The sequence below is a fragment of the Rhodocaloribacter sp. genome (assembly GCF_056451265.1).
Window position 1 is genome coordinate 21024 of sequence record NZ_JBWOPL010000026.1, and the last position, 12750, is coordinate 33773.

A 12750-nucleotide genomic window follows, 5' to 3' on the forward strand; every position below is an offset into this window, starting at 1 on the left:
GGGGAGCGGGCGAGAGACACGAATCAAGCCGGAAACGCGGGGGCGTTCCTCACTTCGCGAGCATCATCGTCCGCGTCTCGACGAACGAACCGGCTTCGAGACGATAGAGGTACAGCCCGCTCGGAAGCGCGTCCGCCGACCACGTGACGGCGTGCCGCCCTGCCGGCTGCGCGCCCGCGACGAGCACCGCCACCTCCCGGCCGAGCACGTCGAAGACCGCGAGGCGCACGGAGGCCGCTTCGGGCAAGGTATAGCCGATGTTCGTGGAAGGGTTGAACGGGTTCGGGTAATTCTCCTCCAGCGCGAACGTGTCCGGCTTCGTCCCGGCGCCCGAGTCGGCCCGCGTCATCGTCGGCGCGAGATCGGTTTCCCATCCCGTGCCGTCGGCGAGGACGCGCCCTTTCGAAGCGGACTTCTCCCACGCGAACGCATGGCTGTCTTCGGCCTGCGGGAAGTCGCCGATGAAGGCTGCGAGCGTATAGCTTCCCGACGGTGCGCCGGAGGGCACGTTCTGCCGGAGTGCGCGTGTGAGCGTCTCGCCCGGCGCGAGCGTCCACGAGACCGGCCCCCGGGTGACGGACACGCCCGGCCCGGTGATCACGACCCAGAGGTCGACCGTCTCGGTCTCGGCGGAGGCGCTCGTCACTTCGAGCGTGTACGTGATGCGCCCGCCCGTGGCCGGGACGACGACCGGCGAGACGTCCGGACCGACCGTCACCGTGACGGGCGGCGTCGTCTCGGCGCCGTACTCGTAGGCTCCGGCGTCGCATAGGCCGTCGCGGCGGGTGAAGCCGCGCTGATCTTCGGTGAGGGCCGCGCCGGCCGTATCGACGCACGACCCGGCGTCCACGGCGGGGCTGTCGGCGAGGAGCGCGTGCGTGGGCGTGGGACCGCCGTTGTCGGCGAGCGGGCCGAGGACCGACGAGAAGACACTCTCGGGCGCGACGGTCGTGTCGGCGGCGTCCGCCGGGCATCCGGCGCCGCTGCCGACCACGTTGCCGCCGTCCGAGACGAGCGTGCCGGTGCAGTCCGCCGAGGCGTCGTCGCGCTCGGCCGTATTGCCCGCGACGAGGCTTCCGCGAAGCGTGACCGTGCCGCTGAAGGAAGCGATGCCGCCGCCGTGCGCCGTGGCGGCATCCCATCCCAGGCCGACGGCGTTTCCGGTGATCGTGGCGGCTTCGACGGTCGCGACGCCCGTGTTGCGGAGGCCGCCGCCCGCGCCTCCCTCGAAGCACGACAGCGTGTTGCCGCTGAGGGTGCTGTTTCGGATGGTGGCCGTGCCCGCATTATAGATGCCGCCGCCATAACAGGCATCCTGTACGTCCGTGGCCTGATTCGTCGAGACGGTGCTTCGTTCGAGGAGGAGCGTGCCCTCGTTCCAGAGGCCGCCGCCCGCACCGCCTTCGAGGAGGAAGCCCGATGCCGCGTTGTTCTCGATGAGGCTTTCGAGGATCGTCAGCGTGCCGCCGTTCCAGAGGCCGCCGCCCCTCGGCTGCGCGTTGAAGTCGGTGGCGACCGACGCCACGTTGTCGCGGACGACCACCCGGCTGAGCGTGAGCGTGCCCGCGTTCCATACGCCGCCGCCCTGTTCGTTGTCCGTGAAGAGGTCGCCGCCGTCCCGGATCGTCAGGTCCTCGATGTGGGCCGTGACGCCCGCCTCGACGAGGACGACGTGGTCGTGCCCGGCGGAAGCGCCCTTGTACGCGACCCGTTCTCCGGCCCGGAGCAGCGCCACCATCGGCGCGATCATCGCCGTGCGCGGGGCCGCGCCGCCGTTCGACGGGTCGGCGTCGAGGATCGTCAGGTCCGCGCCCACGCCGCGCAGCGTGAGGTCGGTGCGGATCGTCAGGTCTCCCTCGAAGAAGGTCCCCGCGCCGAGCGCCACCGTATCGCCGGGCAAGGCCGCGTCGAGGGCGTACGCCACGGTGGCGCACGGACGTTCGGCGTCGAGGCAGTCGTTCCCCGCGTCGTCGCCCGTGACGGCCACGTGCCGCGTCTGCTGCGCCGCCGCCGTGAACGCCGCGCTCCCCATCACCATCCATACGATCAAGAACATCCAACCGCTGCGCTTCATGCCGAACCCTTTTTTCTTCCGTGAATAAAACCGAACCGTCCTTTTCCCCCGCCGCCGCGTGCGGCTCGCCCGATCCGGTATCACAAAGGCCGGGCGGACGATCTATCGAGACCCGGAACGATACGACGGGCGAGGAACCGGGTGGAAAACGGCCGGTTCGGCCTATCGACAACCACCGTGCCGTTTCCGCTCGGCAAGCCCGTCCCGTCTGCCCTCCCCGCTTCGATGCCCCTGCTGACGCCTTCCGAATACCGCCCTCCGTTCTGGCTCCGAAACGCGCACGTGCAGACGCTCTACGGCGGGCGGCTTCGCCGCGTGACGGGACCGGCGTACACCCGCGAGCGCATCGACACGCCGGACGCCGACTTTCTCGATCTCGACTGGGCGAAGGGCGGCGCGCAGCGCGTGGCCGTCCTCTCCCACGGCCTCGAAGGCAGCTCGGACCGCGTGTACGTGCGCGCCATGGCACGGGCGCTCCTCCGCGCCGGATGGGATGTGCTCGCGTGGAACTACCGGGGATGCAGCGGCGAGCCGAACCGCCTCCTCCGCGCCTACCACAGCGGCGAGACCGGCGACCTCGACCTCGTCGTCCGTCATGCGCTCGACCGGCACGGATATGCCGCCCTCGCGCTCGTCGGCTTCAGCCTCGGCGGCAACCTGACGCTCAAATACGTCGGCGAACGCGGCGAAGCTCTCGACCGGCGCATCCGAGGGGCCGTCGCCTTCTCCGCGCCGGTCGACCTCGCCGCCGGAGCCGTCGAGCTGGCGAAGCCCTCGCGTCGGGTGTACATGACCTATTTCCGCCGTTCGCTCCTCGCCAAAGCCCGCGAGAAAGCCGCGCGTTTCCCCGGCGCGTTCGACCTCGCCCGCCTCGAAGCCGCCCGCACGTTCTTCGCCTTCGACGACGCCTTCACCGCGCCCGTCCACGGCTTCCGCGACGCGGACGACTATTACCGGCAGTGCAGCGCGAACCGTTATCTCTCCGGCATCCGCATCCCCGCGCTCCTCGTCAACGCCGCCGACGACCCTTTCCTCGGGCCCGCCTGTTATCCTGCCGAGGCGGCGCGGGCGCACCCCTTCTTTCACCTCGAAGTGCCGGAGCGCGGCGGGCACGTCGGCTTCGTCCGTCCGAACGGAGACGGCACGCACTGGGCGGAGGCGAGGGCCGTGGCGTTCCTCGAAGCGGCGGCGGGGGCCTGACGCCAACGCCGGTCGATCCCTTGCGGGTCACGGGCGGCGTTTCGCGCAAAGACGCCCCGGCCGGTCTCCCGCCCCGGTCCGCGCTCTTGAGGGATGAGCGCGTGCGGAGAACCGGGATGAGGGCGCGCGCGACAGGGGGGAGGAGACGCTTTAGCGTGACGCCTTTTTCGATTGGCCAACCGTTGATCGCGCGCGCCTCTCGGCGGCCACGGACAGGATCCAGATCAGAGCCCACCCGGCCCCGACGAGTCGCCATCCATAGACGAGCAAGACCCCCACGTTGACGGCGTAAAGCGCGTGATAAAACCACACCGGAACCTCGGCGCCGGCGCGTTTGAACTGCGCCGTGACGCCCGCGCCGAAGACGCCGATGAGCTTCAAGAGCAGCATAAACGGTGTATATATCCAGACGACCCACTGCGCCCACACGGCCCCCGTCACGGCGGCGATGACGATGACGACGGTGACCGCGAGGTCGATGAGGACGTGTTTGAGCCAGCCCATGGGCTTTTCAGGGGTTCGGTTCGGAAAATGATTTCGGAACGGGTATCGGCCGGCATCGGGCGGGCTTTACCGGTTCGGGAGCCGGTGTGCCCGGGGCGGTATGCGACAGAATGAGAACAGGCATCGAGAAAAGCAAGAGCGGGTCTCCGGAAGTCGGTTCCTGCTTCCGGAACGGACGTTTCGAAGCGCCCGGTATTGTGAAACAATGGTTTGTATGGTTATGTTAGGAGCGAGCGTGCGGTCGCCACATCGCACCCAGAGGAAGGCGAAACCGGTCTGGTTGTGGTCCCGGCCCCTGCGGGGATCGTCCGGAGAGCAGATCTTTTTTCACGCGAGTCCATCGTTGACGTCGCCTCGCACACCCGAAGGGTTCGGCCCATTGGCTGTGAGGGTCGTCGTTGCCGTGGGTGATCAGACCGACGCATCATGAAGGCATCTCTGTCGCCGGAGCGGTGGGAACGGGTGCAGCGCCTCTTCCATGAGGTCGTTGACCTGGATCCGGAGGCGCGCGCGGCCCGGCTCGCCGAGGCTTCCGGTGAGGACTCGGCCCTTCGTGAAGAGGTGGAGCAGTTGCTGGAGGCGTACGTGCACGCGAGCGCGTTCCTCCGTGATCTCCGTCCGTTGCCGTCGTTGCCGCCGCAGGCTCCGGAGGCGTCCGGCTCGGGGCTGCGGACGGGCCAGCGCATCGCCCGGTACGAGGTGCGCGAACGGCTCGGAGGCGGCGGCATGGGCGAGGTCTATCGTGCCTATGACACGAAGCTCGGGCGCACCGTCGCGCTCAAGTTTCTGACCTCGTACATGAGCGGCGATGCGCAGGCCAAGACGCGTTTCCTGCACGAGGCGCACGCCGCCGCCGTGCTCGACCATCCCAACGTCGGCGCCATCCACGAGGTCGGCGAGGCGGACGGGCATCTGTACATCGCGATGACCCTCTACGAAGGGGAGACCCTTCGGGAGAAGATCGCGCGCGGGCCGTTGCCGCTCGACGAAGCGCTCGATTATGCCGTGCAGATCGCGCGCGGGCTGGCGGCGGCGCACGCGCACGGCATCGTGCACCGGGACGTCAAGCCGGCGAACATCATCGTGCGCGCCCCGGGCCCCACCGAGGCGGACGGCCTCGTGAAGATTGTCGACTTCGGGCTGGCCAAGGTGCAGGACGTCGCGCTGACGCGGACCGGCACGACGATGGGGACCGTCGCCTACATGAGCCCCGAACAGGCGCGCGGCGAGGTGGTCGATCACCGCACCGACATCTGGGCGCTCGGGGTGGTGCTCTACGAAATGTTCACGGGCGAGCGCCCGTTCAAGGGCGCGTACGATCAGGCGGTCATCTATGCGATTCTGAACGAAGACCCGCCTCCCATGCGTTCGGTGAACCCGGCCTTGCCGGAGGAACTGGAACACCTCGTGATGATGTGTCTGGAGAAGGATCGCGCGCACCGGTACACGGCTCTGGTCGATGTGCTGGCAGACCTGAGCGTGCTCCGGCAGGGCGCTTCGGAAGGGGATCGGAGCGCCTGGCCTTCGATAGGCGAGCGGCGTTCCGGCCTGCGCAGCGGCTCCCCGACGGCGACGCCTGCGACGCGCTCGGGGCGGCGGCTGCGTGGGGGGATCGGCGTGGCCGTGCTTCTGGCGGCGCTGGCGCTGGCGTCGCCCTGGCTCCGGCAGGCGATCCCGGGACTCGGCGGCCCGGCCATGCCCGCGCAACGCTTCCTGGCCGTGCTCCCGTTCGACAACGTCGGCGGCGATCCGGCCAACCAGGCCTTCATCGACGGGCTCGTCTATACCGTGACGAGCAAGCTCACCGAACTGGAGCAGTTTCAGGAGGCGCTCTCGGTCGTCCCCGCCCGCGACGTGCTGCAGGCGGGGATGCTGGGCACCGCGGCCGCCTCGGAGCGCTTCGGCGTCAACCTCGTCGTCTCCGGCAGCGTCCAGCGCTCGGAGCGCGGCGTGCGCATCACCCTCCAGCTGGTCGACCCGAAGGCGGAACGGGTGCTGGCGAGTCGCCAGCTCGACACGCCTCTGATGGACATCGCGGATCTCCAGGACGGCGTCGTGGTGACGCTGGCGGGCCTGCTGGAGGTAGAACTGAAGCCCGCCGCCGAGAGGGCGTTGATGGCCGGCCGGACCGCCTTTCCCGTGGCCTATGATTTTTATACACAGGCGCTCGGCTACCTGCAGCACTTCGAAGACGAGAGCAACCTCGACGCGGCCATCAGCCTGTTCGATCTGGCCGTCAGGGAGGACTCGGCGTATGCTCTGGCGTACGCCGGACTCGGGGAAGCCTTTCTCCGCAAATATCAGACGAAGAACGACCCGCCTCTGGTGGCGCTCGCCGTCCGGAACGGCGAACGAGCCGTGGCCCTCGACGATGAACTCGCGCCGGTCCACATCACGCTCGGCATGATTTATTATGAGACGGGGCGCTATGAGAAGGCGGAACTGGCGTATCTTCGCGCGCTCGCGCTGGAGCCGAACAACGCTGCGGCCTATCACGAACTCGGACAGGTATACGCCCGGCAGGACAAACGGGACAAGGCCGAGGAGAGCTATCGGAGGGCGATAGCCCTGAAGCCCTCATACTGGCTCTATCACAATTCGCTGGGGCAATTCTATCATCGCATGGGTCGCCATGCGGAGGCCATCCCCCGCTTCGAGGAGGTCATCGCGCTTCAGCCCGACAACCCGTGGGGCTACAACAACGTGGGGGTGCAATACAACCGCCTGGGGCGGCTGGACGAGGCCATCGCGTGGTACGAGCAGGCGACGCGGGTCAATCCGAAGGCTGCGCGCGCCACGAGCGTCGCCTACCTTAATCTGGCGGGCGTCTATTATTCGCAGGATCGCTTCGCCGAGGCGGCGCGCACGTACGAGCGCGCCGTCGCCTTGCGGGAGACCGATTATGCCGCGTGGCGCGATCTGGGCGACGCCGCTTACTGGTCCGCAGACGCCGAGGCGGCCCGCCGGGCCTGGCGGCGCGCGGCAACGCTGGCCCTCGAACGGCTGGAAGTCAACGCGCACGATGCCGAGACGCTCGGCTTCCTCGCCGCCGATTATGCGCGTCTCGGCGCGCGGGACTCCGCCCACGCCGTCATCGGCCGCCTGCTCGCCGTGCCGGATCTTCCCGCCGAAACGCTGCTCTCCATCGGGAAAGCCTACGAAATCATGGGCGAGCGCGCCCGCGCATGGCCGTACATCGAAGCGGCGCTCCGCGAAGGCTACAGCCCGGCGGTGCTGGCCTTCTCTGCCTGGCTCGACGACCTTCGACAGACCCCACGATACCAGCGGCTGGCGGAGCAGCATGCCTCCTCCCCCGGCCGGGAATAGACGTCACCCGGAAAACAGTCGCCATCCCTCACCCTCCATTTACCTTCTCGAACCTCGGGTCGCATCGCCGCATACGGCGGAGGCCCGGCAGACCGGAACGCATCATGATCCTGTTTCAAAGAAGATCCCTCCTCCTGCTGTTCTCACTCGTGCTCGTGGCGGCCTGTGCCCGGAGCGGCGAGCCCGACACGGCGGCTTCCCAGACGGCTCCTTCTCCCGAGCTCCAGGCGGTGGAGGACCCCTCGGCAGGCGCCTCGGAGGGGCCGGTGGTCGTCACCATTGCCGCCGACGGCTCCTTCTCGCCGGACCCCATCTCCCCCGACCCCGGACAGGTGGTCACTTTTCAGGCCGACGGGCAGGACGTGGTGCTCTGTGTGGACCCGGCATCGGTCTTCGGCGGGGAACGCTTTGAAATCCCGAACGGCGGCGCGGTGGACCTGACGGTGCAGCCGAGCGCGGTGCACGTCTCGTTCGCGTACGTCGCCATCATGGGCGACCTGGCTTCGGAGTGCCGGGGCGCGCGCGGCGGCGAGGGCAGCGGCACCACCGGCCCGTGAGCGGGAAAAGAACCGGAGATCACGGAGTGGTCCTTTGCGGGCCGCTCCGTCGTTTCTCCTTTTATGGGGAAGGCAATGAACATACGAAGGCTCTTTTTCCGGGCGCGCCGCGCCGTGGCCATGGGTTGTCTGGGGGCAGGCGTGCTCGCCTGCGGCGGAAGCGAAGGAACGCCCGCCGGCGAATCCGTCGGGGGATCCTCGTCCGTGGCGGCGACGGTGAGCGCACGCGCGACGGCGGGCCCATCGGGAGCCGCCCGGGGACGCCCGCCGGGAGAGGCTCCTACGGAGTGGGCCTTGCTCGTGGGCATCAACACGTATCCCAACCTCACCAGATTCTCTCAACTCGAAGGGGCCGTCAACGACGTGGAGCGGATGCGGGCGTTGCTCACCACGCGGTTCGATTTTCCGCCGGAGCACGTGACGGTGCTCCTCAACGAGGCGGCCACCCGCGCGCGCATCCTGGCTGAGCTCGACCGGCTGGCGAGCGTCGCGCAGCCGGGCGACATCGTCGTGTTCCATTACAGCGGCCACGGCTCCCGCCTCGACGATCAGAACGGGGATGAGCTCGACGGCATCGACGAGACCATCGTGCCGGTGGACAGCGACCGCGCCGGCGCGCGCGACATCCGCGACGACGAGATCAACGAGCGTCTGGGCAAACTTCCGCCGGGCGCGTTCGTGACGCTCATTCTCGACAGCTGCTATTCCGGCACGGCCTCCCGCGACCTCGAAGGCGGTCGTTCCCGCCGCGTCGTGCGCGACAGCCTGCTCCACCCGACGCCGCCGAGCAGATCGCGGGGGACGCCCGCCGCCGACGGCCTCGCCGCCCCCGGCATGAACTACGTCCTCCTCTCCGGCGCGCGCGCCGATCAGCAGTCGAAGGAGTTCAAAAAAGACGGGAAGGCCTTCGGGGCGATGACCTATTTTCTCACCGAAACGCTCAACGAAGCCGACTCCTCGATGACCTACACCGATCTGCGCGACGTCGTGCAGGGACGTGTGAACACGGTCTTCGCCAACCAGCAGCCCCAGCTCGAAGGCACCTCGTCCGATCATTACGTTTTCAGCCGTGAGGCGCGACTGGCCGAGCCGTACGTGCGGGCCGCTCCGGGCGAGGGCGGGCGCGTCGTGCTGAAGGCGGGGCAGGTCCATGGCATGACGGCGGGCTCCGTCTTCGAGGTCTACGCGCCGGGCGTGAAGCGCTTCTCGGAGCCGAACCGCGCGCTGGCGCGGGTGCGGGTGACGCACGTGGGGCCGTTTACGTCGGAGGCCGAGGTGCGCTCGGGTGGGCCGGTGCCGGAGGCGGCGCGGGCGGTCGAACGGGCGCACGTCTATCCCGATCTCCGGATGAAACTCCGGTACGAAGGCCTCGCCGCCTCGCCGCTCCTGAAGGCGCTCAAGGACTCGCTCGACGGCTTGAGCCACATCGAAGCCGTGCCGGAAGGCAGTGAGGATTTCGACCTGCGTCTGTATGAGCGCGACGGAAACGTGCATCTCCGGCAGAACGAGATCGTCTTTTCCGAACCGGTCCCGGTCGATGAGCCGGAAGCCCTGGAACATCTTGTGAAACAGGTGGGGCAATGGGCGAAATGGTTCAACGTGCTCGCGCTCGACGATGCCGCGCCGGAAGAACGGGTGGCGCTTCACCTGCGCATCGAGAACCCGGACGCCGACGCGGACCTGCCCCGGAACGAGGCCGTCGAAGGAGCCGATCTGTGGTATGCGTTCGAGAACCGGTCCGATGAGGACCTCTTCATCACGGGGATCGCCCTCTTCTCGACGGGAGCCATACAGCCGTTCTATCCGTGGCCGCCGGGCGCGGGCGAGCGGCTCAAGGCCGGAACGAGAAGCCGGGAGATCCGCATCTCGAACCTCCAGATACCGGGCCGGACGCGCCCCTACACGAAGGACATCATCAAGGTCTTCGCGACTACGACCCCCATCGACCTGAGCAGTCTCATGCAGGGCGGCATCCGGGGCGGCGCGGACGATCCGCTCGCGCAGTTGATCTTGCAGGCAACCGGAGGCGCCACCCGCGACTTCACGCCGCAGGAGGCGGGCGCGTGGTACACCACCCAGCAGGCGTACGTCGTCCACCGAAAATGAGCGGGACGGGCCGGTATGCCGGAACCGGTCGATACACGTACGAAAGGATCGCGTCGTCATTCATCAAAGCAAAGGTACGAGCCATGTTCTCTCTCTCGATTCGACGACGCGCGGCGACCCGGGCGCTCGGCCTGTTCCTCGTGTGTGCGGCGCTGTGGGCCCCCTCCGTTTTCGCGCAGGTGCGCTCGATCTCCAGCGAGACCCCCGTCACGATCACCTTCTTAAACGCCACCGAGACCCCGGTGGAGGTCTACTGGATCGACTTCGAGGGGCAGGAGCAGCATTACGGCGCGCTCGAACCCGGGATCACCTGGGAGCAGGGCACCTATGAAACGCACGCCTGGCGCTTCAAGAAAGCCGGGCGCGTGCTCGGGGTCTATGTGGCAAACGCCGACGCTCGGCAATATTACACCGTCTATGACGCCGGGCAAAAACCGCTCGGTCCCGCCGACTTTTCGCCCGACCGTGAGGAGCCGGGCCTCCAGGTCTTCAAAGACGGCTTTTCGCTTCCGTATCGCCCGATCACCGTCTGGAGCGCCGAGGAGGTCTACGATCTCAACAGCTCGAATACTTTTTTGCTCAGCTTCGACGCGCTTCTGGAGACGGCGGGGCAGGAACTGATCCTCGCGTTCTCACACAACCGGGTTCCGTGGGGTGCGCCGGGGCCGGACGCGCTCACCATCCGCGTTTCGCCGAGCGATCAGGATTTCTGGTTCCGAACCGGCTTTTACGGGAATTGGCTCGACACGGAGCTTTATTACGAGCCGTCGGAGCAAATCGTGCAAGCGGGGCAAACGCAACGGTATACCGTCGCGCTGACCGATGCCGCCGTCACGGTGGCGGTGGATGGGCGGGTGATGGTGCGCGCCTCGCTCGAAGGCGCCGCTTTCGAGCGCAAGGGGCATGTGGGCTTCGTCGTCTTCGGAAACGACGAGCTCGAACACACGCGGATCGCCTATCGGAACGTGTCCGTCAGTCGCCCTCCCACGCCGGCGCCGGCTGGCGGCCTTGCGGGTGAGGCCGGCGCAAACCGGGACTTCGGCACGCCTGCGAACACGGAGACGTCCGAGGCTTCGGAGGCGGGCCGCTATTTTGCGCTCGTCATCGCCGTCGAAAAGTATTCCGGAGCGACCATCGAGGACCTGACGTTTCCCGTGCAGGATGCCCAAAACGTCATCCGGACGCTGACGGAGAACTATACCTTCGATCCGCAGAACGTGATCTTCCTCCGCGATCCCTCGAAGGCGGAGATCACCAATGCGCTGGATCGGCTGGTGGATCAGGTCAAGCCGGAGGACAACCTGCTGGTCTTCTATGCCGGGCACGGGTACTGGGACGAGCGGATGAAGCAGGGCTTCTGGCTGCCGGCGGACGCCGAAAAGGGCTTTCGGGCGAACTGGCTCTCGAACGGCACCATCCGCGATTACATCAACGGCATTCAGACCCGGCACACCCTGCTCATCTCCGATGCGTGCTTCAGCGGCGGGATCTTCAAAACACGGCAAGCCTTCACCGGCGCCGACCGGGCCATCGAGGAACTGTTCCGGATTCCCAGCCGCAAGGCGATGACGAGCGGAACGCTGAACGTGGTGCCGGACAAAAGTGTGTTCGTGCGCTATCTGATCAAGACCTTACGGGAGAACCGCGCGCCTTTCCTGACGGCGCGGCGCCTCTTCGACACCCTCCGCGAGCCGGTGATCAACAACAGCCCGCTCTCTCAGGTCCCGCAGTTCGGCGTCGTGCACAACACGGGCGACGAGGGCGGGGAGTTCATCTTCGTGCACCGACGGTAAGCGGCGGTGCGGCGCTTACGCGAGCTTCTTCGTATAGCCTTCTTCGGCCATGCGTTGCATGCCTCCCGCCAGGTTGAAGACCTGCCGGAAGCCCATCTGCTGGGCAAGGCGTGCGGCCCGAGTAGAGCGTCCCCCGGAGCGGCATACGAACAGATAGGCGTCCTCTCGGGGCAAAGACTCCAGGCGCGCGGGCAAGTCCTCGCCGATGGGATGGCACAGCGCGTTGGGCAAAGGCGCATACTCCTGCGCGTGCTCTTCGGGGGTGCGCACGTCGATGATGGTGAAAGAGTCGAGTTGATGGATCACGTCTCCGGGGGAAAGGTCAACGACGTGAACGCCGGTGATGAGGCCGATGAGATCGGACGTAATGCGCCCCCCTTCCTCGCTGCGTCGGCGTACGGAACGGGTAAGCCGGGCCGTATCCTCGTGTTGCCCCATCGATGAAGTGACGAGGGTTTGAAGTTGAGAGGAGATGCCCGCGATTCCGTTCGACAATTCGTTGAAGGCAGAAGAAGCCGCCTGTGAGACTTCCTGGTTTTGGCTGAGGTGCTCCCGTGTTTCTTTGGCGATTTGCTGCATGGTCGTCAGCCCGTGCGCAACGCTCTCGCTGATATCCAGAGCAGCCTGCCCGCTTTGCCGCGCCAGATCCGCCACCGCCTCGGCCACCACGCCGAAGGCGCGTCCCTCCAGACCTGCCCGCATGGCCTCAATCGTGGCATTGATGGAGACGATGTTCGATTTTCGGGCAATGTCGTGGATGACGCCGGATTTCTCCCGGATCTCCTGCAAGATGGTCACGGCCTGATGTAGACTGTCGTTGATCCCATGAAGGGTCTCGACCGACTCTGAGAGCCGGTGAATGTTTGCGGCGCCTTTCGCCGAGATGCTCAATGCTTGTTCCGTCAGCACAAAGGCATCTTTCAGCATCGAAAGATTTTCCGAAACGGTCTCGTTGAGCGTGCGAAGCTGGCGCGCCGTTTCGTCGAGCATCTCCGCCTGTGCGTGAGAAGAGGTGATCAGAGATTCGCGGATGCGTGTCAATAATTGATCGTGCGAATCCCGGTGTGGGGCATGCGCACGATCGGAAGCTAAACCATGCATACGTCAGAACTACAAAGGTCAAAATTTTAATTTTTTGAGGCTTATCTGCATAGGATTAATCGACCAGGCTCCGGATGTCTTAACCGGC

At 66.8% G+C, this 12750-nt stretch carries 8 protein-coding genes; 5 read left to right on the forward strand and 3 right to left on the reverse strand.

The genetic code is table 11. From position 1 onward, the window contains the following. Positions 1-49: 49 nt before the first annotated feature. Positions 50-2056, reverse strand: coding sequence for a choice-of-anchor Q domain-containing protein (locus tag AC1HIY_RS03755; protein WP_479575372.1), 2007 nt, complete (start codon positions 2054-2056; stop codon positions 50-52). Positions 2057-2251: 195 nt separating this feature from the next. Between AC1HIY_RS03755 and AC1HIY_RS03760 the strand changes: the two genes are divergently transcribed. Continuing rightward, a complete protein-coding gene (locus tag AC1HIY_RS03760) occupies positions 2252-3274 on the forward strand; it encodes a YheT family hydrolase (RefSeq protein WP_479575373.1) in 1023 nt (340 codons plus the stop codon). 150 nt (positions 3275-3424) lie between these two features. Here the strand turns inward: AC1HIY_RS03760 and AC1HIY_RS03765 are convergent, their stop codons facing one another. Continuing rightward, entirely contained in the window at positions 3425-3778 is a 354-nt protein-coding gene (locus AC1HIY_RS03765) for a hypothetical protein (protein ID WP_479575374.1), read from the reverse strand. A gap of 426 nt (positions 3779-4204) precedes the next feature. On the opposite strand from AC1HIY_RS03765, the gene AC1HIY_RS03770 reads away from it, so the two are divergent. The 4 genes from AC1HIY_RS03770 to AC1HIY_RS03785 all read left to right on the forward strand — a co-directional run bounded on the left by AC1HIY_RS03770 (position 4205) and on the right by AC1HIY_RS03785 (position 11561). Further along, positions 4205-7105 (forward strand): protein kinase domain-containing protein, encoded by a 2901-nt coding sequence (locus AC1HIY_RS03770; RefSeq protein WP_479575375.1) that lies wholly within the window; start codon positions 4205-4207, stop codon positions 7103-7105. A gap of 104 nt (positions 7106-7209) precedes the next feature. Continuing rightward, positions 7210-7662 carry a hypothetical protein gene (locus AC1HIY_RS03775; protein WP_479575376.1) on the forward strand — a complete coding sequence of 151 codons (453 nt, stop codon included), beginning with the start codon at positions 7210-7212 and terminating at the stop codon, positions 7660-7662. Positions 7663-7737: 75 nt separating this feature from the next. After that, entirely contained in the window at positions 7738-9768 is a 2031-nt protein-coding gene (locus AC1HIY_RS03780) for a caspase family protein (protein WP_479575377.1), read from the forward strand. A gap of 83 nt (positions 9769-9851) precedes the next feature. After that, positions 9852-11561 (forward strand): caspase family protein, encoded by a 1710-nt coding sequence (locus AC1HIY_RS03785; protein WP_479575378.1) that lies wholly within the window; start codon positions 9852-9854, stop codon positions 11559-11561. 15 nt (positions 11562-11576) lie between these two features. On the opposite strand, the gene AC1HIY_RS03790 is transcribed toward AC1HIY_RS03785, so the two are convergent. Continuing rightward, positions 11577-12551: a methyl-accepting chemotaxis protein gene (locus AC1HIY_RS03790; protein ID WP_479575379.1), complete on the reverse strand. Its 975-nt coding sequence runs from the start codon at positions 12549-12551 to the stop codon at positions 11577-11579. Positions 12552-12750: the final 199 nt, after the last annotated feature.